Consider the following 22831-nt stretch of genomic DNA (forward strand, 5'->3'; position numbering starts at 1 on the left):
GTGCCAGATGGGCGAAATGATGATTTTTACGCGCCCGGCAAGGAGTCCGCCATGTTACTCAAGGGTCGGAACTTTGACCAGCAGTGTTCGCTTTAAGAATCTACTGAAAAAGCGCGGCGAATACGCTTATTTTTCACGCTTTTTTGCGCGCGCCGTGCTGCCCCGAATGGTCAGACCCGCGTCCAGTAGCCGCGAACCGCTGATGACCCGTTTGCCATTCAGCTCATCCAGCAGCAGCAGCATCGCTTCCCGGCCGATCTGATAGCGCGGCTGGGTAACAGTAGTCAGCGGCGGCTCGCAGTAGCGCGACAACTCGATGTCATCAAATCCCACCACAGAGAGATCGTCAGGTATCCGCAGCCCGCAGCGTCGGGCCTGATTCATCGCCCCGAGCGCCATAATGTCGCTGTGGCAGAACAACGCGCGCGGTGGCTGCGGCAGGGTCATCAGCTGATTCATCGCGGCAACGCCCGCTTCGAAGGTGAAATCGCCGCGCACAATATAGGTGGGATCGACCGTCAGGCCACTGCGCCGCATCGCCTGGACATAGCCCTGTAACCGATACTGACAGAGCGGCATCTCTTCCGGCCCGGCGATGCAGGCAATCTGGGTGTGACCTAACTGCAGCAGATGATTAACCGCTTCAAACGCGGCGGTCAGGTTGTCGATGTGCACCGAGGGCAGTGACATTTCGGGCGCAAACTCATTCGCCATCACCATCGGCGGCAGGTTGCGCTGCTCATCAATGCCGGCATCGAAGGGCAACTGTGAGCCCAGCAGGACCATGCCATCTATCTGGCGTGTCACCATCAGGTTGAGAAAGGTTCGCTCCTGCTGATTCTGATGGGCGCAGTCGCCAATCAGCACCAGATAACCCTCTTCGGCTGCCGTGACTTCAATGCCGCGGATGATTTCACTGAAGAAGGGATCGCAGATATCAGGGACAATGACGAGGATGGTTCGGGTCTCATTGCGACGCGCGTTGCGTATTGGACCATGTGCTGCATAGCCGACGGCGGCAACAGCCTGTTCGACTTTCTGTCGGGTGGCCGCAGAAACTTTCTCCGGATTCATCAGCGCACGCGATACGGTGGCGGTTGAGACACCCGCATGTTCCGCGACATCCTTCATCGTGGCGGCGGGCGGTTGTTGATTCTGCTCCAACACATGCTCCTGACGCATTATGGCGTGTTCGATTCTGTTTTTGCCTGCTCAGAGGCAAACCAGCCACATTGTTAACGATTGCGTGGCTGGTTGTTACTTAATTTGCATAAAAATTGTGACTTATGCGACATTTTTCGATCTGGCTCGCAACGTCAGCGGAGATCAGCTCTCGGTAGGGTCAATATCCAGCGTCCATTTCACTTTGCGCGCGGCGGGCAGGGTGGAAATCAGCGGCAGCGAACTGCTCAGCAACTGCTGCAGACGCTGCCGGGAAGGGTGCTGAACCAGCAGTTGCCAGCGCCAGCGGCCGCTGCGTTTTGGCTGCAGGGCCGGGACCGGCCCCATAAACCACATGGCCTGATCGTTGAGCGGACTGGCCTCCAGCAGGTTACGAAGCTGTTGCAGAAATTCAGCTGCCTGCTGATTATCCATATCTTCAGCGCGAAACAGCGCATGGCGGCTCCAGGGTGGCAGGTGAACCGCCTGGCGCTCCAGCAGTGCCTGCTGCGCAAACGCCGTATAGCCCTGGTGCAGCAGGGTCTGAAGCAGCGGATGTTCCGGGTGGTGGGTCTGCAGCAGGACTTCGCCCTGCTTACCGGCACGCCCGGCACGGCCGGCGACCTGGGTATAGAGCTGAGCAAAGCGCTCCGCCGCCCGAAAATCGGCGGAAAACAGCGCCCCATCGACATCCAGTAGCGACACCAGCGTAACGTCAGGGAAGTGGTGACCCTTCGCCAGCATCTGAGTACCAACCAGAATGCGCGCCCCTCCGCGATGCACATCGGCCAGATGCTGCTCCAGCGCCCCTTTACGGCTGGTGGTATCACGATCGATTCGCGACACCGGCACGCCAGGGAACAGCGTGCCGAGCTGCTGTTCCAGCTGTTCCGTGCCGACACCGACCGGCAGCAGGTGAGTTGAGCCACACTGCGGGCACTGATGAGGAAGCGGACGCTGGCTGTCGCAGTGGTGGCAGCGCAGCTGGCGATGATGCTGATGCAGCGTGTAGTAGCGGTCACAGCGGTGACACTCGGCAATCCAGCCGCAGTCGTGACAGAGCAGGGCGGGCGAAAAGCCGCGGCGGTTAAGAAACAGCAGCACCTGATTATCCGCCTGCAGATGCTGACGCATTTTGCCAATCAGGCCCGGTGCCAGGCCGCCGATCAGCTGCACACCTTTTAAGTCGATCAGCTGTTGCAGCGCCGGTCTGGCATTGCCTGCGCGCTTTGTCAGGTCGAGCTGGCGATACTTGCCGCTGCGCACATTGTGCAGCGTCTCCAGCGCGGGCGTCGCCGATCCCATTACAATCGGGATATTTTCTTCATGGGCGCGAAACACAGCCAGATCGCGCGCCTGATAGCGCCAGCCCTCCTGCTGCTTGTAAGAGCTGTCGTGCTCTTCATCAATGATGATGACCCCCGGCCGGGCCAGCGGGGTAAACAGCGCCGAGCGGGTGCCAATCACAATTGCCGTTTCCCCGCGCCGCGCACGTAACCAGACGGCCAGCCGCTCACTGTCGTTTAAGGCGGAGTGCAGCACGTCAATCGGCGCATCAAAACGCTCCCGGAAGCGGGCAATGGTCTGCGGGGTCAGGCCGATCTCCGGGACCAGCACCAGCGCCTGTTTTCCCCGAGCCAGCACATTCTCCAGCACGCTGAGGTAGACCTCCGTTTTGCCGGAACCGGTGATGCCCGCCAGCAGCCAGGCGGCGTAATGTTCGTCATCTGCCCGAATCGCACCGACCGCCATCGCCTGATCGGTATTCAGACGCAGGCGTTCGCCTTTAATGGCGAAGGTGGTTCGCCAGTCGTGCCGCTGCGGCTGATGCTCATACAGCTCGCACAGCCCTTTGGTGCGCAGAGCCTGAAGCGTCGCCTCCGTCAGGTCGTGTTCGCTGACCTGATGGCGATAGAGCGGCTGCTGACGCAGGGCAGCCAGCGCCTGCTGCTGTTTGGGCGCGCGCTTTAAACTCTCCGGCATGGTCGCCCGGCCCTGCTCGGTAATTTCCCAGCGCCATAACGGGTTATCCTGCGCGGGTTTGCCCTGACGCAGCAGCACCGGGATGGCATGATTCAGCACTTCGCCCTGGGGAGAGTGGTAGTAGCTGGCGGCCCAGTTAAGGATGCGCCACAGCGAAGAGGGATAGAGTGACTCGCTATCCAGCACCTCAATGACGCGCTTGAGCTGTCCTTCGGGCAGATCGCTGCTCTCACGCAGGGCGACCACAATGCCGATCATCCTGCGATTGCCAAAGGGCACACTTACGCGACCACCAATGACCGGCTGCGCGCCCTGTGGCGGCAGATAATCAAACAGGCGGGGCAAGGGGACGGGCAGGGCAACCTGGACAACGGGCATAACTCTCTCTTTCCGGCTCGGGCATCGGGAGGGCTAGTGTACACGCTGGACCCGGATGGCGGGTATCCCAGGATAAATTTGCAGCAATGACAACTTCTCTGTATAATATGCCGCCTTCGGTGAGAAAGACCTTGCCGGAGTACACCCTATAATGTTCAACCGCGTGTGGTGCTGTGCAGGTTTACGCCTGGCACGGAGAGCGACACGGCCTTCTATGAGGTTTCCCATGAAACAAGGTATTCACCCGAAATACGAAGCAGTTACTATCAAATGTACCTGCGGCAACGAGATCCACACCCGTTCAACACTGACTCACGAACTGAACCTGGACGTCTGTGGTAAATGCCACCCGTTCTATACCGGTAAGCAGCGTGAAGTGGCAACTGGTGGCCGTGTTGACCGCTTTAACAAGCGTTTCAGCGTGCCAGGCGCTAAAAAATAAGATTAAAAGGCACCTGAACCTGCGGGTTCGGCGGCAACAAAAAACCCAGCCTCGGCTGGGTTTTTTTATGGCCCGGTTACAGGCTGGAGTCTGTTTCAGGCTTGTTCAATTCCAGAAGCTGCGTGGTGTAATCACCATCTAAATCAGCAATGGTAGTGATCTTAGGGGCTGAAATCGAAATTTTATCCGCTTTCATGGTGCCCTGCCTGCACAATAACCACAGCCGGCAGGATGTGTTACTGATTTTCCCATCCGTTGTCAGCGCCAGGGTTGCCGCCTTCAGGGTACCCTTATTAGAAATTCCACTTTTACCGGTCACGCTTAACCGCTCAGTCGCCTGCATCACACCCTGATTGCTGAAGTCGTCAGAAACGAGAGAGGCATTCTGCGCTGTGAGGGTTCCGGCGTTAGAGACAGTTACGGCAGAAACAGAGGCTGTGCTCTGTGCGGTAACATCGCCTGACCGGAGGCTGACCCCTTTAACGGCGTATAAGCCAATAGTGTCCGCCTGAATCGAGCCGGAGTTAATCAGGCTGGTGTTGGCGACAGGCGTGATAACGCCGTTCACCGTGCTGTAGCCGGTCTGCATTGTCAGGGCTCCAGCCGTGCTGATGGTGCCTTTATTTTCGATATCTCCCGCAAGCGAAAAAATGCTGACGGTACCATCGCCACTGATCTGCCCTTTCTCGTTGTTAGTCACTTTTCCATAACTCACGATGCTGGCGTTATTGGTGGCTTTAACAGTGCCTTCATTCGTGAATGTATTTGTTGTCTGCAGAGCAGCCTGGCTGGCAGAAAGCGTCCCTTTGTTCGTCATGCTGCCGCTGGCTGCGATGCTCATCACGCCAGCGTCAAGGGTTCCGTTGTTGGTTAACGTGCCATTGGTTGAGATATAAAGGCTGCTGGCATTCAGGACGCCATTATTGTTGACGCCCGCACCGGCTTCCGTAGTTTGCAGCTGGATCAGGCCTGCTGTTGCTCCGCCCAGCGCGCTGACATCGATGCTGTTGCCGCCAGTCCGGCCTGTCGTGCTGGCTGTGGCCTGACCCGATGCCCTGTTATAGGTGTATTTACCGGCAATCGCCCTGAGCTGGGTTGTCCCGACTTTGCCCTCAAGATTGATTTTTTGTGCCAGCAGGTCCGTATAATCGGCGCCTGTCAGCCCTTTGCCTTTAACCGTAAGGGTGCCTTTCGTCACATTAAAGCCCGTCAGTGCACCATCGGTTAAAACTGGCGTGCCGGTGGTCAGGGTGGCGCGTCCGGTATTGATAAAATTACAGCCGGAACAGGTGATCCCGTTTGGGTTGGCGATAATTACATCGGCCTTCTGACCTGCGACTTCAATAAAGCCGTTCAGTGAAGAAGCTTTATTTGAGATGACCTCGTTCAGAATCAGACTGGCTGAGCTATTCAGATTGCTGTTCCGGGCAATATTACCACTGTCGCGAACCATATCTGTGGTGCTGTTATTCAGTACCAACCCCTTTTCGGAGACGTTGAAGCTCTGATACATATTATGTGACAGACCATTCGCATCCGGCTGATTAATATCCACCACGGTCGAACCATTTGCATGCTGATAACTGTTCAGTGCAGAAAGCGCAGGCTGACTACACAGGGTGGCGAGCGTGGCCAGGAATAGCAGATTAAACTTATGCGTATTCATTTTTTTTCCTCTGGATGTGTGTGTTTATTTTCAAACTCTTTTATTTAACGCTTTTACTTCTTACTAATATTTCCACTGCAGTGAAAAACCGAGCGTAACGGGATCGGTGTGGAAAGCCTGGGGTTTTTTAACCGGGGTGCCGGCAAAAAGATCAAAACGTGTTTTCAGGAGTGTTCCCCGCAGGCCAGCCACGCTGCCTATAACGGTTTTTCCGGCATATTCCTGCTGGCTGCTACTACCGTAGACCTGGCCTGCGTCAATACCGATATAAGGCTGAACCGGTTTGTCAGGGAAAATCCAGCTGATATCGTTGCGCCAGAACCAGCCTTTATTATCCTGAAGCGCGTATTCGCCATCGAAGCCACGAACCGTCCAGCGGTTTGCCAGCGAAAAGCGATTCAGCGAAGAGAGGGTGTCGGGTGAATATTGCACACTGACATGGGGTGAGTAGTTCAGCCAGTTATCTCCTAACTGGAAATTAACCGAACCTTTCAGATCCAGCGTCATAATCCGGCCCTGCGTATCAATGAGCCCATACGTCTGTTCAACGGTATGGCTGCTGTTAAACTAGGGCATCTTTCGTTGATAGCTCAGGGTCGTCGTCAGCGCCGCGTTATCGTCATGCATCTCATGCTGCAGCAACGCTTTCCAGCCCGCACTTTTTTTATGCATGCTGATGAGGTCCCGGTCATTAAGTGAATAACGCGATGACGTATTGAAGATTTGCAGGCCAGCTGTGGTGGTCTGAAAGAGGGTTCGCGAAAGCAGTCGGTTGAGCTGCGCACTGTAGTAGCTGTTCTCATTATCCAGTGCCCATTCTGACCAGTTTCCGGTCAGGCGTTGCTGATAATGACTCTGGCTGGCATAGAGATCGAGCCACCAGAAACCCCATGGCACCGAATAACCCATCGATTTATTATCATTGCCTTTGCGGGTCTGTTTCGGCGCAATATCGTGGCCGTAAGAGACGTAAAATATGTCACTTAATGACGCAATGTTGTTTAAATAGAGTGCGGTTCCCCCCTGATAACGCCCCGTCGCCGCCGAGCCGGCATCATTCAGCCAGGCGCTCATCTGCCAGTATTTATCCTGTTCGCGCTGGATAACGATATCGCTTTCACCTTTGCTGCTGCCTGGCAATAGCTGAACGTTAACCCGCGATCCCGGGACGCGCTGAAGATTAAGGCTGCCCTGCTCCAGATCGCTGAGTTCGAGCAGATCGCCCGCGCTGAACGGCAGGGTACTGGTCAGATTAATGTCGTCGCCACTCGCCTTATTTAGCACGATTTTTCCGACGTGACCGGCATGAATATCAAACGTTAACGTACGGCCCGACAGATTCTGTTCGGGCAAATTAACACGCGTTGTAATATAACCCAGCCGGATAATTTCATTCTGCAGCGTTTTAGCGAGAAGTTTTATTCCGTTAATGCCCAGGCACTTCCCTTCTGCCTGTGCGGTAAAATAGCGTAATTTTCTGAGGTGCAGTTTTTTACTGTCCTGATTCAGCGAAATATTATCGATCGGATAGCAATTTTCCTCATGCGGAAACGGAATCGCTTCCGGTCTGAAGTCCTCTTTTTCAGACATGCCAGGCGGCAGGTCAGGCGTTAATTGCGCTTTGCGCTCCCGATCCTGTTGCCGGGCATTAATATTCTCATTTTGCACCGTTATAGCCGGTGCCACGCTGGATGCAGAAGTGAAATAACTGGTTGTGCCGGTGATGAAAAGAATAAAAAAAGTGGGTGCGAAGGATTTTATTTTATATTTGATGCTCATTGGCTTTCCGTGAAATTGTCGCTCTGACAAAATCTTACGGATGCGCATAATAGTGAACAATAGTAATAATTCTATTGTCCGGATAAAACAATATTCTTATTGCAATGGAAATAACGCAATAATAAGGAAAAGAGGGTAGATTTTTCTGATACGTCTGGCAGGCAATATGCAGGCGATGGCGTCAGGCCGGAAGAGAGGAGCGTCACAGGGGGCAGAACGGATCAGAAAAGCGGCTCCCTGAGCGGAGCCTGCTTCTCTGCAGCGAGGTCAGGCGACAACGGCGCCGGGGATCAATATTCCCATGTATCCGGATCAACACCCATCTGGCGCATAATTGCTTTCGCTTCTTCCGGGATCTCATCGCTGCGCTCTTTGCGCAGGTCGACATCATCCGGCAGCGGTTGACCCGTAAAGGCATGTAAAAAGGCTTCGCAAAGCAGCTCGCTGTTGGTGGCGTGACGCAGGTTGTTCACCTGACGACGGGTACGCTCATCCGTTAAAATCTTCAGCACGCTCAAGGGGATAGACACTGTAATCTTCTTGACCTGCTCGCTCTTCTTACCGTGCTCAGCGTACGGGCTGATATATTCGCCGTTCCATTCAGCCATGGGTTACCTTAATTAATAAACGTTAAATGTGAGGAAATCAGCGGATTATGCCTGATTTTTTCCTGCCTGACCCCTGATATGGCGGGTTTTCTTCGTTCACTGCCTCTGTTCTTCAGAGAGGAACGCCAGGCGATGACGCATAATTTTAGCGGTTATTGCGTTTCTGCTCAATCTATACGCAAAGACATTTAGATGTCCAGATGTATTGACGTCTAATTAGAGGGTGATATTCTGTGAGCCACATTTTATTCACTTTTCAGGAACAATTCGCTCATGACGCGTAAACCGGCAACCATCGCAGTGCGTAGCGGTTTGAATGATGACGAGCAGTATGGCTGCGTTGTCCCGCCTATCCATCTTTCCACAACCTATAACTTCCTGGATTTTAATGAGCCGCGTGCGCATGACTATTCCCGTCGGGGTAACCCCACGCGTGATGTCGTGCAGCGTACGCTGGCGGAACTGGAAGGCGGTGCGGGCGCGGTATTAACCAATACCGGGATGTCGGCGATTCATCTGGTGACGACGGTGTTCCTGAAGCCTGGCGATCTGCTGGTTGCGCCACATGACTGCTATGGCGGCAGCTATCGGCTGTTTGACAGCATGAATAAGCGTGGCGCATATCGGGTGAAATTTGTTGATCAGGGCGATCCGGTGGCACTGCAGGCGGCACTGGATGAGAAACCTAAACTGGTGCTGATCGAAAGCCCCAGCAATCCGCTGCTGCGCGTGGTGGATATCAGCGCGATTTGCACCGCTGCCCGGGCGGCGGGTGCCATCAGCGTGGTGGATAACACCTTTATGAGTCCGGCCCTGCAGAATCCGCTGGCGCTGGGGGCAGACCTGGTGATCCACTCCTGTACAAAATATCTCAACGGTCATTCCGACGTGGTGGCAGGCGCGGTGATTGCTAAAGATCCGCAGCTGGCGACGGACCTGGCCTGGTGGGCAAACAACATTGGCGTCACGGGCGCGGCCTTTGACAGCTACCTGCTGCTGCGCGGGATTCGCACACTTTCACCACGCATCGCAGCGGCGCAGCGCAATGCGCTGGCGATTGTGGAGTATCTGAAGCAGCAGAAACGGGTGAAAAAGTTGTATCATCCTTCGCTGCCGGAGAACGCCGGACACGAACATGCCGTTCGTCAGCAGCGCGGCTTTGGCGCCATGCTGAGTTTCGAGGTTGACGGTGACGAGGCGCTGCTGCGCCGCTTCCTGAAAGCGCTGCGGCTGTTTACGCTGGCGGAATCGCTGGGTGGCGTTGAGAGTCTGATCTCCCACACCGCCACCATGACGCACGCGGGGATGTCGGCAGAGGCACGCGCTGCAGCGGGCATTTCCGATACGCTACTGCGGGTTTCTGTTGGTATTGAAGATCACGAAGATTTAATTGCCGATCTGGATAATGCATTCCGGGTCGCAGCCGAGGGTTAAGCATGACGATTTCAGCAGGCACGGGAACGCCGACTATCAGGCAGTTGCATAAATTTGGCGGCAGTAGCCTGGCCGACGCACGCTGCTATCAGCGTGTGGCCAGCATCATGGCGGATTACAGTCAGCCGGGCGACATGATGGTGGTCTCTGCGGCTGGCTCGACCACCAACCAGCTGATTAGCTGGCTGAAGCTGAGCCAGAGCGACCGGCTCTCCGCGCACCAGGTGCAACAGGCTTTACGGCGTTACCAGAGCGAACTGATCGGTGCGCTGCTGCCTGCTGAGATGGCGGAACCCTTAACCGCGGCATTTATTCGCGACCTGGAAAAGCTGGCTGCGCTGCTGGATGGACCGATAACCGATGCGGTCTACGCCGAAGTGGTCGGCCACGGTGAACTCTGGTCGGCGCGCCTGATGGCAGCGGTGCTGAGTCAGCGCGACATGCAGGCCTGCTGGCTGGATGCGCGTGAGTTTCTGCGTGCTGAACGTGCGGCCCAGCCGCAGGTCGATGAAGGCAAATCCTGGCCGCTGCTGCAGACCCTGCTGGCACAGCATCCGCATCAGCGCATCGTGGTGACCGGCTTTATCAGCCGCAATGACGCGGGTGAAACCGTCCTGCTTGGCCGCAACGGTTCCGACTACTCCGCCACGCAGATTGGTGCGCTGGCAGGTGTGGGACGGGTCACGATCTGGAGCGATGTGGCGGGCGTCTACAGCGCCGATCCACGCAAAGTTTCTGATGCCTGTCTGCTGCCGCTGTTAAGGCTGGACGAAGCCAGTGAGCTGGCGCGTCTGGCGGCCCCGGTGCTGCATACCCGCACCCTGCAGCCGGTTTCCGGCAGCGATATCGACCTGCAACTGCGCTGCAGTTATCAGCCGGAGCAGGGTTCCACCCGCATCGAGCGGGTGCTGGCCTCCGGAACCGGCGCACGCATCGTGACCAGTCATGATGATGTCTGTCTGATTGAAATCCAGCTGCCGGAGCAGCATGACTTCGCCATCCTGCACAAAGAGATCGACCTGCTGCTGAAGCGGGCGCAGCTGCGTCCGCTGGCGTTTGGCGTCCATCCTGACCGCCAGCTGCTGCAGCTCTGTTACACCTCTGAAGTGGTCAACAGCGCCTTTACGCTGCTGCAGGATGCCGGACTGCCGGGCCATCTGCAGCTGCGTGACGGCCTGGCGCTGGTGGCGCTGGTAGGCGCAGGCGTGACCCGCAATCCGCTGCATACCCATCGCTTCTGGCAGCAGTTAAAAGATCAACCCGTTGAGTTTATCTGGCAGTCTGAAGAGCACATCAGCGTGGTCGCAGTGCTGCGCGTCGGTCCCACTCAGCATCTGATTCAGGGATTGCATCAGTCACTGTTCCGTGCAGAAAAGCGTATCGGCCTGATGCTGTTTGGCAAAGGCAATATCGGCTCACGCTGGCTGGAGCTGTTTGCCCGCGATCAGGAAACGCTCTCAGCGCGCACCGGCTTTGAATTTGTGCTGGCGGGTGTGGTGGACAGCCGTCGCAGCCTGCTGAGTTATGAGGGACTGGATGCCAGCCGTGCGCTGGCCTTCTTTGACGATGAAGCGGTGGAGCGTGACGAAGAGTCGCTGTTCCTGTGGATGCGCGCCCATCCCTTTGATGATTTAGTGGTGCTGGATGTCACCGCCAGTACGCCGCTGGCGCAGCAGTATCTCGACTTTGCCAGCCACGGTTTCCATGTCATCAGCGCCAATAAAGTGGCCGGTGCATCCGACAGCCAGACCTGGCGGCAAATCCGTGATGCTTTTACCAAAACCGGGCGTCACTGGCTCTATAACGCCACTGTCGGTGCAGGTCTGCCGATCAACTATACGGTGCGCGATCTGCGTGACAGCGGTGATACCATCCTGGCGATCAGCGGGATCTTCTCCGGCACGCTGTCATGGCTGTTCCTGCAGTTTGACGGCACGGTGCCCTTCACCGAGCTGGTGGATCAGGCGTGGCAGCAGGGCCTGACCGAACCCGATCCGCGGGCCGATCTCTCAGGGCAGGATGTAATGCGCAAACTGGTGATCCTGGCGCGTGAGGCGGGCTATAACATCGAGCCGGATCAGGTGCGGGTCGAATCGCTGGTGCCAGACAACTGCCAGCAGGGCTCGGTTGACCATTTCTTTGAAAATGGCGATGAGCTGAATGAGCAGATGCTGCAGCGACTGGAAGCGGCGCGGGAGATGGATCTCGTGCTGCGATATGTTGCCCGTTTTGATGCCAACGGCAAGGCGCGCGTCGGGGTTGAAGCGGTTCGTCCGGAACATCCGCTGGCCTCGCTGCTGCCCTGCGACAATGTCTTCGCCATTGAGAGCCGCTGGTATCGCGACAACCCGCTGGTAATTCGCGGGCCGGGCGCAGGCCGGGATGTCACCGCCGGTGCTATCCAGTCAGATATCAATCGCCTCGCACAACTGCTCTAATCCTCCCCTCAGGCGCTTCGGCGCCTGTTTTCAATGCGTTACCGCTGCCTGTTGAATCTCTTTCATGCTGGTTGAAAATTGATCATCGCTGTTCACGATTTATTCGTTGACGGCACGATCGGATTGGGTCATTTTGAACATCTGGACGTCTAAACGTTCAGATGTTCGCGGTCCAGTTTTTAACCGATGAGGATGCAGGATGAGTTTCTTTCATGCCAATCAGCGCGAAGCGCTAAACCAGAGCCTGGCTGAGCTGAACGGGCGCATTAACGTCTCATTTGAGTTCTTCCCACCGCGGTCTGGTGAAATGGAAGAGACCCTGTGGCGTTCCATCGACCGTCTGAGCAGCCTGAAACCGAAATTTGTTTCTGTCACCTACGGTGCCAACTCAGGCGAGCGCGATCGCACGCATAGCATTATCAAAGGCATTAAAGATCGCACCGGTCTGGAGGCGGCCCCTCATCTCACCTGTGTTGATGCCACCCGCGATGAACTGCGCGCTATCGCCCAGGATTACTGGCATAACGGCATCCGTCACATTGTGGCGCTGCGGGGTGATCTGCCAGAGGGAGGCGGCAGGCCGGAGATGTACGGCAGCGATCTGGTGGCGCTGCTGAAAGAGGTCGGCGATTTTGATATCTCCGTCGCGGCCTATCCGGAAGTCCATCCCGAAGCGAAAAGTGCCCAGGCCGATCTGATTAACCTGAAGCGAAAAATCGATGCAGGCGCAAGCCGCGCCATTACCCAGTTTTTCTTCGACGTGGAAAACTATTTACGTTTCCGCGATCGCTGTGTCGCGACCGGCATCGACGTTGAAATTGTGCCGGGCATTCTGCCGGTTTCTAACTTTAAACAGCTGCAACGCTTTGCCACGCTGACCAATGTGCGCGTGCCGGGCTGGATGAACGCGATGTTTGCCGGACTGGATGAGGACCCGGAAACCCGGAAAATGGTCGGGGCAAACATCGCGATGGACATGGTGAAAATCCTGTCACGCGAAGGGGTGAAAGATTTTCATTTCTACACGCTGAACCGCGCTGAAATGAGTTACGCCATCTGCCACACGCTGGGCGTGCGTCCGGTTGCGGTGGCGGCTTAACCGCTCTCCTTCAGGCAATAAAAAAGTCGGGACAGTCCCGACTTTTTTATGGCGACGTTCAGAGGGCGCGGACGCTTCGCCGCGCCTGCGCGCTAACCGGTGTTACGCATGCCTGCTGCCACGCCCGCAATGGTCACCATCAGGGCCTGCTCAACGCGCGGATCCGGCTCATCGCCGCGTGCTTCCTGTGCGCGTGAACGATGCAGCAGTTCCGCCTGAAGGACGTTAAGCGGGTCGGTGTAGACGTTACGCAACGCAATTGACTCGGCAATCCACGGCTGGTCGGCCATCAGGTGCGAGTCGTTGGCGATGGTCAGCACCGCTTTGATATCGGCATCAAGCTGATCGCGCAACTGCTTGCCCAGCGGCCAGAGGGATTTGTCGACCAGACGCTGATCGTAATACTCTGCCAGCCACAGGTCCGCTTTTGCGAACACCATCTCCAGCATCCCCAGGCGGGTAGAGAAGAAAGGCCAGTCACGACACATCGCCTCCAGCTGATCCTGATGACCTGCCGCCATCGCCTGCTGCAGGGCTGCACCGGCACCCAGCCAGGCAGGCAGCATCAGGCGGTTCTGCGTCCAGGCGAAAATCCATGGGATGGCACGCAGCGACTCCACGCCGCCGGTCGGGCGACGTTTAGCCGGGCGTGAGCCGAGCGGTAATTTACCCAGCTCCTGCTCCGGCGTGGCTGAACGGAAGTAGGGAACGAAGTCGGCATTTTCACGCACATAACCCCGATACATCGCACAGGAGTCAGCGGAGAGCTGATTCATGATGTCACGCCATTCGCGTTTTGGCTCCGGCGGTGGCATCAGGTTCGCTTCCAGAATTGCGCCGGTATAGAGCGACAGACTGGCGATGGTGACGGCCGGTAAACCATATTTGAAGCGAATCATCTCGCCCTGTTCGGTGACGCGCAGACCGCCGCGCAGACTTCCTGGCGGCTGCGACAGCAGCGCGGCATGAGCCGGTGCGCCGCCACGGCCAATGCTGCCGCCGCGTCCGTGGAACAGGGTCAGGGAGATGCCCGCTTTCTCGCAGGTTTTGATCAGTGCATCCTGCGCCTGATATTGCGCCCAGCTGGCGGCCATCACACCGGCATCTTTCGCCGAGTCAGAGTAGCCAATCATCACCATCTGTTTGCCCTGAATAAAGCCGCGATACCAGTCGATGCTCAGCAGCTGGCTCATCACATCATTGGCGTTGTTCAGGTCATCCAGAGTTTCAAACAGCGGTGCAACCGGCATCGCATAGCTGATGCCCGCTTCTTTCAGCAGCAGATGCACGGCCAGCACGTCAGACGGGGTTTTCGCCATTGAGATCACGTAGGCGGCGATGGAGCCCTGTGGCGCTTCAGCCGCGACGCGGCAGGTTTCCAGCACTTCACGCGTCTCGTCGCTGGGTTCCCAGCTGCGCGGCAGCAGAGGACGCTTAGAGTTCAGCTCACGGATCAGGAAGGCCTGCTTATCCGCTTCAGACCAGCTTTCATAGTCGCCCAGTCCCAGATAGCGGGTGACTTCGGCAATCGCTTCGGTGTGACGGGTGCTCTCCTGGCGCAGATCGATACGCACCAGCGGCACGCCAAAACATTTCACGCGGCGCAGCGTATCAAGCAGCTGACCGTTGGCGATAATGCCCATGCCGCACTGCTGCAGCGACTGGTAGATGGCAAACAGCGGGTCCCACAGCTGATCGTTGGAGACCAGCAGGTCGGCCGGACGCGGCAGACGCTCGCCTTTCAGGCGATGTTCCAGGAATGACTGCGTGCTCATGAGCTGGCTGCGCAGACGCTTCAGGATCACACGATAAGGTTCGATCGCTTCCGGATCGCCGCTGAGTTCACGGATCTCATCGCTGCACTCCGACATCGACAGTTCGGAGATCAACACGCCGATATCGCGCAGGAACAGGTCAGTGGCTTTCCAGCGGCTCAGCTGCATCGCATGACGGGTGATCGACGCCGTCACATTCGGGTTGCCGTCGCGGTCGCCGCCCATCCAGGAGGTGAACCGGACCGGCACGAAATCCACCGGCAGCTTAATGCCAAACGCCTCTTCTACCTGTTCGTTCAGCTCACGCAGAAAGGCAGGAACGCCTTCCCACAGGCTGTTTTCCACTACGGCAAAGCCCCATTTGGCTTCATCAATAGGGGTCGGACGGTATTTGCGGATTTCATCGGTGTGCCATGCCTGCGCGACCAGCTGGCGCAGGCGGCGCATAATCTGGTTACGTTCGTAGTCAGAGACATCGCTGTGGTCGAGCTGTTTCAGGCAGCTGTTAACTTCGACCAGCTTGTGAATCAGGGTACGGCGGGTGATTTCGGTCGGATGCGCGGTCAGCACCAGCTCCAGCGACAGCGACTCAATGGCCGCCAGAATGTCGCTTTCACGGATATCTTTCTGCTGTTTCAGGGTCTCAAAGGTCTTTTTCAGCAGTTCCGGGTGATTCGCCCCTTCGCCACTCTGGGAAATGGTCTGATACTGCTCGGCCACGTTGGTTAGGTTAAGAAACTGGCTGAAGGCGCGTGCAACCGGCAGAAGCTCTTCGTTGGAGAGATTCTGCAGCGTATTGAGCAGTTCTTTACGATGTGTGTCATTGCCTGCACGGGATGACTTGGAGAGCTTACGGATGGCTTCAACCTGGTCGAGGATGTTCTCGCCCAGAGCTTCCTTAATCGTATCCCCGAGCAGTTTGCCGAGCATACTGACATTACTTCGCATTGCGGAATATTGTTCGTTCATTGGACCCTGACACCCTTATCGTCTTGAAAAACTTCTACACCCGACCTTTCAGGCAGCAGAAAAATCGGCAACGTTCTGCTCCCGCTAATCTACAGGGAACCGGCTCCGTTGCCGCCTGTCAGCATTCTGAAACGTTCTGGATAGTCACCCGGTGGGCATAACAACGTCTTTTATCTAGCCACGTAATGTTGCGTTCGTCAAATGCGTTAAAGTGGGCTGAACAGGTCGCTAAATAACGGAAATTCGAAGAATTTATCGGGAACAAAGCGGGATAAGTTATTCTTATTGGTAAATCCCGCAGAATGAGGGGGCATTTTACTGTTAATACAGTGAAATGCCCCATTTACTGTCAATCAGTGACAGAAATGCTGCACAACCTGACTGATAAGCGCCCGTGTCGGCTTAATAAATGCAGTATCAATAAATTCATCTGGCTGGTGGGCCTGATTAATGGACCCTGGCCCCAGCACCAGCGTCGGACAGAGCTGCTGAATAAAAGGGGCTTCGGTGCAATAGTTGACGATTTCGGTCGGCGTGCCCAGCAGTTTTTCCACCACACTCACCAGTTCATGATTCGCCGGACACTCATAGCCGGGAATCGGCGGATGCAGTTCGGCCACTGTGACACGGCCTGGCCAGCGTGCGCTGACCGGAGCCAGCGCCTCGTTAAGCAGCCCATCCAGATCGCTGAGCGACAGGCCCGGCAGCGGACGGATATCCATATGCAGTTCACAGCAGGCGCAGATACGGTTAGCGGCATCACCGCCATGAATATGGCCGAAGTTCATGGTGGGATAAGGGATGGCAAAGCCATCATGGTGATAACGCTCCTGCAGGGTCGTGCGCAGTTGCATCAGATGGGTAATCGACTCATGCATCAGTTCAATAGCGTTCACGCCGCGAGCCGGATCGCTGGAATGACCCGATTTCCCTTCAATACGGATCACATTCGACAGGTGTCCTTTGTGCGCCCGCACCGGCTTGAGTGATGTCGGTTCACCGATAATGGCGCAGTCGGGGCGCAGCTGCGTCGATTCAGAGAAATATTTCGCGCCGGCCATCGTGGTCTCTTCATCGGCCGTGGCAAGAATATAGAGCGGCTTGCTGAGGGTACTGACATCCACATCCCGCAGCGTATCGAGAATAAAGGCGAAGAAACCTTTCATGTCTGCCGTGCCCAGGCCATAGAGCTTGTTGTCGTGCTCGGTCAGGGTAAAGGGATCGCGTGTCCAGCGGCCATCATCAAAGGGAACGGTATCGGTATGCCCGGCTAACAGCAGGCCGCCCGCACCGGTTCCGGTCCGCGCCAGCATATTAAATTTATTGCGGGTGCCGGGTACAGGCTGCACTTCCACGCTGAAGCCGAGGTCACGAAACCAGCCTGCCAGCAAATTGATTAAAGTTTCATTACTCTGATCCAGAGCCGCATCGGTTGCGCTGATCGACGGTGTGGCGATTAACTGGCGGTAGAGTTCAATAAAAGGCGGTAATTTTGTCTTCACTGTTGACGGTCCTTGGGTTAGGATGTATCCATATTCATGCATTAATAGTGAATAAAAATACATTAACGTCCTCTGCAAGGAAACCTTAAATCACTGCAGAAGACTGAGTGGGTTACGGGGCAAGGCCGCGGCCCGGGACGTGCGACTGTAAAAGGGGTTACAGCCTGATGTTGAATACGCTGATCGTTGGTGCCAGTGGTTATGCTGGAGTAGAGCTTGCCACCTTCCTGAATCGTCATCCACATATCAACATAACCGCTTTAGCGGTTTCGGCGCAAAGCCCTGATGCAGGTAAGCGCTTGTCCGATCTTCATCCGCAGCTGAAAGGCGTGGTGGATCTTCCGCTTCAGCCACTGAGCAGCGCGGCGGAGTGGGCAGACAAAGTGGATGTGGTCTTTCTGGCGACGGCGCATGAAGTCAGCCACGATCTGGCTCCGGAATTTCTTAAGGCGGGTTGTGTGGTGTTCGACCTGTCGGGCGCTTTCCGGGTCAATGACGCTGAGTTCTACACCCGCTTCTATGGCTTCACCCATCAGCATGGCGACTGGCTGGACAAAGCCGTTTACGGCCTGGCGGAATATCAGCATGAAAACATCCAGCAGGCGCAGCTGGTGGCCGTGCCGGGTTGCTATCCGACCGCCGCGCAGCTGGCGCTGAAACCGCTGGTGGATGCCGGACTGCTAAACGACGCGCAGTGGCCGGTCATCAATGCCACCAGTGGCGTGAGCGGTGCCGGCCGTAAAGCCAATGTCGGCACCAGCTTCTGCGAAGTGAGCCTGCAGCCTTACGGCCTGTTCAATCATCGTCATCATCCGGAGATTGTGGCCCACCTTGGCACCCCGGTGATCTTCACCCCACATCTGGGCAGCTTCCCGCGCGGTATCCTGGCGACCATTACCTGCCGTCTGAAAGCGGGTGTCAGCCGCGAAGATATTGCCGCCGTTTTCCATCGCGCCTATGACAATAAGCCGCTGGTGCGTTTCTATGACCAGGGTGTGCCGGCGCTGAAAGCCGTCGTGGGCCTGCCTTACTGCGACATCGGATTTGAGACGCAGGGCGAACATCTGATTGTCGTGGCAGCCGAAGACAATCTGCTGAAGGGTGCGGCATCACAGGCGGTGCAGTGCCTGAACATCCGGTTCGGCTTCCCAGAAACGCAGTCACTGATTTAACGGACAAATAAACCATGACCAATCCATTGATTATCAAACTGGGCGGTGTGCTGCTGGACAGCGAAGAAGCGCTGGCCCGCTTGTTTGAAGCGCTGCTGAAATATCGCAGCGCCCATCAGCGTCCACTGATCATTGTCCACGGCGGCGGTTGCCTGGTGGACGAGCTGATGAAAAAGCTGTCGCTGCCGGTGATGAAGAAAAATGGCCTGCGCGTCACCCCAGCCGATCAGATTGACATCATTACCGGTGCGCTGGCGGGAACCGCCAATAAAACGCTGCTGGCCTGGGCGAAAAAATCGGGCATCAACGCGGTTGGCCTCTGCCTGGGTGATGCGGGCATCGTGAATGTCACCGCCTTCGATCCGGAACTTGGCCATGTGGGCCACGCCATGCCAGGCGATCCGGCACTGCTGAATACGCTGCTGGCGGCGGGTTACATGCCGGTGGTGAGTTCCATTGGCATCACTGAGGGCGGCGAACTGATGAACGTCAACGCCGATCAGGCGGCGACGGCACTGGCTTCAACGCTGGGCGCGGATTTAGTTCTGCTCTCCGACGTGAGTGGTATTCTCGACGGCAAAGGTCAGCGCATCGAAGAGATGACCGCTGACAAAGCGGAGCAGCTGATCACCCAGGGCATTATTACCGATGGCATGATTGTGAAAGTGCACGCGGCGCTGGATGCCGCGCGTACGCTGGGCCGCCCGGTCGATATCGCCAGCTGGCGTCACGCTGAGCGGCTGCCTGACCTGTTTAACGGCGTGTCGATTGGCACCCGGATTCTCGCTTAACGACTCTGATTCAAGGATTACGAAATGCAAACGCAAAACATCAAAAAAATCGTTCTGGCTTACTCCGGTGGTCTTGATACCTCGGCAATCATTCCATGGCTGAAAGAGAACTACGGTGGCTGTGAAGTGGTCGCTTTTGTGGCGGATATCGGTCAGGAGCGTGGCGATCTGGAAGGTGTTGAGAAGAAAGCGCTGCAGTCTGGCGCCTCGGAATGCCACGTTGTCGACCTGCGTGAAGAGTTTATCAGCGACTACGTTTACCCGGTGCTGCAGACCGGTGCGCTCTATGAAGGCACCTATCTGCTCGGCACCTCAATGGCCCGTCCTATCATCGCGAAAGCGCAGGTTGAACTGGCACTGAAAGTAGGCGCGGATGCGCTGTGCCACGGTGCAACCGGTAAAGGGAATGACCAGGTGCGTTTCGAAACCACCTATACCGCCCTGGCGCCGCAACTGAAAGTGGTTGCCCCGTGGCGTGAATGGAACCTGCGTTCGCGTGAAGCGCTGCTGGACTACCTGAAAGAGCGCAACATCCCGACGACCGCCTCACTGGAAAAGATCTACAGCCGTGATGAAAACGCCTGGCACATCTCTACCGAAGGCGGCGTACTGGAGAGCCCGGCCAATGCGCCGAATAAAGATTGCTGGGTCTGGACCGTCGATCCGTTGGAGGCGCCCGATCAGCCTGAAGAGGTGACCGTGACCGTCGAGAAGGGTCGTGTTGTGGCCGTTAACGGCGAAAAACTGAGCCCGTTCCAGTGTCTGGAAAAACTCAACGTGCTGGGCGCAAAACATGGTGTCGGCCGTATCGACATCGTGGAAAACCGTCTGGTCGGGATTAAGTCCCGTGGCTGCTACGAAACCCCGGGCGGCACCATCATGGTCAGCGCGCTGCGTGCCGTTGAACAGCTGGTACTGGATCGCGACAGCTTCAAATGGCGCGAGCAGCTCGGCCACGAGATGTCCTATGTGGTCTATGACGGTCGCTGGTTTGCCCCGCTGCGTAAGTCGATTCAGGCTGCTGCCGAATCGCTGGCGGAAGAGGTAAATGGTGAAGTTGTGGTGCAGCTCTACAAAGGCCACGCGACAGCCACTCAGAAACGCTCGGCTAACAGCCTCTACTCGGAAGAGTTCGCCACCTTTGGCGAAGATGAGGTTTACGACCACCGTCATGCAGGCGGCTTTATCCGTCTGTTCTCGCTCTCTTCACGTATCCGTGCGCTGAACGAGCAGAAGAAGAAGTAATATTTCAGGCGAGGTGCGCCTCGCCTCACAGATTCAATCCAGGGGCGGCATTTATGCCGCCCCTTGTTTAACGATTCAGAGGAGTTTTCACATGGCACTTTGGGGTGGACGGTTTACTCAGGCAGCGGATCAACGTTTTAAACAGTTCAACGACTCGCTGCGCTTCGATTACCGCCTGGCAGAGCAGGACATTATTGGCTCTGTTGCCTGGTCCAAAGCGCTGGTGACGGTAGACGTACTGACTCAGGATGAGCAGCAGCAGCTGGAAGCGGCCCTGAATACGTTGCTGGGTGAAGTGCGCGAGAATCCTGAGCAGATTCTGCAAAGCGACGCCGAAGATATTCACAGCTGGGTTGAAGGACAGCTGATCGACAAAGTGGGCGCGCTGGGTAAAAAACTGCATACCGGCCGCAGCCGTAACGATCAGGTCGCGACCGATCTGAAACTCTGGTGCAAGATGCAGGTTGAGGCATTGCTGGGCGCGACACGCGATCTGCAGCAGGCGCTGGTCGTCACTGCGGAAGCGAATCAGGATGCAGTGATGCCGGGCTACACCCATCTGCAGCGTGCGCAGCCGGTGACCTTCGCGCACTGGTGTCTGGCCTATGTGGAAATGCTGGCGCGTGATGAGAGCCGTCTGCAGGATACCCTGAAGCGTCTCGATGTCAGCCCGCTGGGCTGCGGCGCACTGGCCGGAACGGCCTACGAAATCGATCGTCAGCAGCTGGCAGGCTGGCTGGGTTTTGCCTCCGCCACGCGCAACAGTCTCGACACCGTCTCCGATCGCGATCATGTGCTGGAGCTGCTCTCTGATGCGGCGATCGGCATGGTTCATCTGTCGCGCTTCGCCGAAGATATGATCTTCTTCAACACCGGTGAAGCGGGCTTTATTGAGCTGTCAGACAAAGTCACTTCCGGCTCATCGCTGATGCCGCAGAAGAAAAACCCGGATGCGCTGGAGCTGATTCGTGGCAAATGCGGTCGGGTGCAGGGCGCACTGACCGGCATGATGATGACGCTGAAAGGTCTGCCGCTGGCGTACAACAAAGATATGCAGGAAGACAAAGAGGGGCTGTTTGACGCGCTGGACACCTGGCTCGACTGTCTGCACATGTCCGTGCTGGTGCTGGATGGCCTGCAGGTGAAACGTCCGCGCTGCCAGGAAGCCGCAGAGCAGGGCTACGCAAACTCCACTGAACTGGCCGACTATCTGGTCGCCAAAGGTGTGCCATTCCGTGAAGCTCACCACATCGTCGGCGAGGTCGTGGTAGCGGCCATCGGGCAGGGTGTGGCGCTGGAAGCCCTGTCGCTGGCACAGTTACAGCAGTTCAGTGCGGTGATTGACGACGATGTCTATCTGATTCTGGCACTGCAATCCTGTCTGGATAAGCGTAATGCGCAGGGGGGCGTCTCGCCACAGCAGGTTGCCCGCGCCATCGGTGACGCGAAGCAGCGGCTGGCATAATCCGCAGGCAAAAAAAAGGCGGGCACAACAGATGCCCGCTAACCTCTAGCTTCAGAATTACTACTTTATTATAGGCACATCATCAAAGCGCCCGCTCTCCCGGCCGACGCTAAGATTCTCTTACGCTGACAGCAGGAACTGCTGCAGATCCTCACTGCCGCCAATATGACGACCGCCCATGAAAATCTGCGGCACCGTTGCCCGGCCTGATACGGCTCGCAGGCTCACGGTTGTGGCATCCTGACCCAGCACAATTTCTTCATACTGGATGCCATGATCCATCAGCATCTGTTTTGCCTGGGCGCAGAAGATGCAGCCAGGTTTCGTAAAGATGGAGACTGACTCCTGTGCTTTGCACTCCGGGGCCAGATAGCGCAGCATGGTATCGGCATCGGAGACCTCAAAGGGGTCGCCAGGCTTGTTCGGCTCAACAAACATTTTCTCCACCACGCCGTTGCGTACCAGCATGGAGTAGCGCCATGAGCGCGGGCCAAAACCGAGATCGGCTTTCTCAACCAGCATCTCCATACCTCGGGTGAACTCGCCATTGCCATCAGGAATGAAGGTAATATTGTCTGCCCGCTGTTCTGCTTTCCAGGCGTTCATCACGAAGGTGTCATTGACCGAGACGCAGAGAATCGTGTCCACGCCATGTTGGGCAAACAGGCCCGCTAGTTCGTTGTAACGCGGCAGATGACTGGATGAGCAGGTAGGGGTAAAGGCACCCGGCAGGGAAAAAACAATCACCGTTTTGTCTTTGAACAGCGATTCTGTGGTGACATCGACCCAGCGATCGTCCTGGCGCGTATGAAACGTGACGGACGGAATGGCTTTACCTTCCTGACTTGCAAACATTTTTTCTCCTGATAACCCCTTTCCATTTGATGCGCGCATTATTCCGAACCGCCCTTGATAGGGCCAATC

At 56.6% G+C, this 22831-nt stretch carries 15 protein-coding genes and 1 pseudogene; 8 read left to right on the top strand and 8 right to left on the bottom strand.

Features of this window, described 5'->3' with window-relative positions; all coding sequences use genetic code 11:
- Positions 1-126: 126 nt before the first annotated feature.
- Both cytR and priA read right to left on the bottom strand, forming a co-directional pair.
- Positions 127-1164 (bottom strand): DNA-binding transcriptional regulator CytR, encoded by a 1038-nt coding sequence (gene cytR, locus HFD92_RS18960; protein ID WP_185185213.1) that lies wholly within the window; start codon positions 1162-1164, stop codon positions 127-129.
- Positions 1165-1326: 162 nt separating this feature from the next.
- Positions 1327-3522, bottom strand: coding sequence for a primosomal protein N' (gene priA / locus HFD92_RS18965; RefSeq protein ID WP_167429493.1), 2196 nt, complete (start codon positions 3520-3522; stop codon positions 1327-1329).
- 226 nt (positions 3523-3748) lie between these two features.
- Here priA and rpmE point away from each other — a divergent pair, with 226 nt between their 5' ends.
- A complete protein-coding gene (gene rpmE, locus HFD92_RS18970) occupies positions 3749-3964 on the top strand; it encodes a 50S ribosomal protein L31 (RefSeq protein ID WP_003851227.1) in 216 nt (71 codons plus the stop codon).
- Between the two features lie 76 nt (positions 3965-4040).
- Here rpmE and HFD92_RS18975 read toward each other — a convergent pair whose 3' ends face one another.
- The 3 genes and pseudogenes from HFD92_RS18975 to metJ all read right to left on the bottom strand — a co-directional run bounded on the left by HFD92_RS18975 (position 4041) and on the right by metJ (position 8017).
- Positions 4041-5630, bottom strand: coding sequence for a filamentous hemagglutinin N-terminal domain-containing protein (locus HFD92_RS18975; protein WP_167429494.1), 1590 nt, complete (start codon positions 5628-5630; stop codon positions 4041-4043).
- Positions 5631-5693: 63 nt separating this feature from the next.
- A pseudogene (locus tag HFD92_RS18980) lies at positions 5694-7457 on the bottom strand (ShlB/FhaC/HecB family hemolysin secretion/activation protein).
- Between the two features lie 242 nt (positions 7458-7699).
- Positions 7700-8017, bottom strand: coding sequence for a met regulon transcriptional regulator MetJ (gene metJ, locus HFD92_RS18985; protein ID WP_009088019.1), 318 nt, complete (start codon positions 8015-8017; stop codon positions 7700-7702).
- 273 nt (positions 8018-8290) lie between these two features.
- Between metJ and metB the strand changes: the two genes are divergently transcribed.
- From metB to metF, 3 genes are all read left to right on the top strand, one after another.
- Positions 8291-9451 (top strand): cystathionine gamma-synthase, encoded by a 1161-nt coding sequence (metB, locus tag HFD92_RS18990; RefSeq protein WP_009088017.1) that lies wholly within the window; start codon positions 8291-8293, stop codon positions 9449-9451.
- Between the two features lie 2 nt (positions 9452-9453).
- Positions 9454-11889 (top strand): bifunctional aspartate kinase/homoserine dehydrogenase II, encoded by a 2436-nt coding sequence (locus HFD92_RS18995; RefSeq protein WP_150030384.1) that lies wholly within the window; start codon positions 9454-9456, stop codon positions 11887-11889.
- Positions 11890-12088: 199 nt separating this feature from the next.
- Positions 12089-12988 (top strand): methylenetetrahydrofolate reductase, encoded by a 900-nt coding sequence (metF, locus tag HFD92_RS19000; protein WP_167429495.1) that lies wholly within the window; start codon positions 12089-12091, stop codon positions 12986-12988.
- 92 nt (positions 12989-13080) lie between these two features.
- Here the strand turns inward: metF and ppc are convergent, their stop codons facing one another.
- Together ppc and argE are read right to left on the bottom strand one after the other, a co-directional pair.
- Positions 13081-15732, bottom strand: a complete 2652-nt coding sequence (gene ppc, locus HFD92_RS19005; RefSeq protein ID WP_046100828.1) for a phosphoenolpyruvate carboxylase — start codon at positions 15730-15732, stop codon at positions 13081-13083.
- Positions 15733-16085: 353 nt separating this feature from the next.
- Positions 16086-17234, bottom strand: coding sequence for an acetylornithine deacetylase (gene argE, locus HFD92_RS19010; RefSeq protein WP_009088011.1), 1149 nt, complete (start codon positions 17232-17234; stop codon positions 16086-16088).
- Positions 17235-17401: 167 nt separating this feature from the next.
- Between argE and argC the strand changes: the two genes are divergently transcribed.
- The 4 genes from argC to argH all read left to right on the top strand — a co-directional run bounded on the left by argC (position 17402) and on the right by argH (position 21907).
- Entirely contained in the window at positions 17402-18406 is a 1005-nt protein-coding gene (gene argC, locus HFD92_RS19015) for an N-acetyl-gamma-glutamyl-phosphate reductase (RefSeq protein WP_154929275.1), read from the top strand.
- Positions 18407-18420: 14 nt separating this feature from the next.
- Positions 18421-19197 (top strand): acetylglutamate kinase, encoded by a 777-nt coding sequence (gene argB, locus HFD92_RS19020; protein WP_046100826.1) that lies wholly within the window; start codon positions 18421-18423, stop codon positions 19195-19197.
- Positions 19198-19221: 24 nt separating this feature from the next.
- Positions 19222-20442, top strand: coding sequence for an argininosuccinate synthase (locus HFD92_RS19025; RefSeq protein WP_058957348.1), 1221 nt, complete (start codon positions 19222-19224; stop codon positions 20440-20442).
- A gap of 91 nt (positions 20443-20533) precedes the next feature.
- Positions 20534-21907: an argininosuccinate lyase gene (gene argH / locus HFD92_RS19030; RefSeq protein ID WP_167429496.1), complete on the top strand. Its 1374-nt coding sequence runs from the start codon at positions 20534-20536 to the stop codon at positions 21905-21907.
- 120 nt (positions 21908-22027) lie between these two features.
- Here the strand turns inward: argH and HFD92_RS19035 are convergent, their stop codons facing one another.
- Positions 22028-22762 (bottom strand): glutathione peroxidase, encoded by a 735-nt coding sequence (locus tag HFD92_RS19035; protein WP_140029930.1) that lies wholly within the window; start codon positions 22760-22762, stop codon positions 22028-22030.
- Between the last annotated feature and the right edge of the window lie 69 nt (positions 22763-22831).

Source organism: Pantoea sp. EKM101V, assembly GCF_011800325.1.
GTDB classification, from domain to species: domain Bacteria; phylum Pseudomonadota; class Gammaproteobacteria; order Enterobacterales; family Enterobacteriaceae; genus Pantoea; species Pantoea anthophila.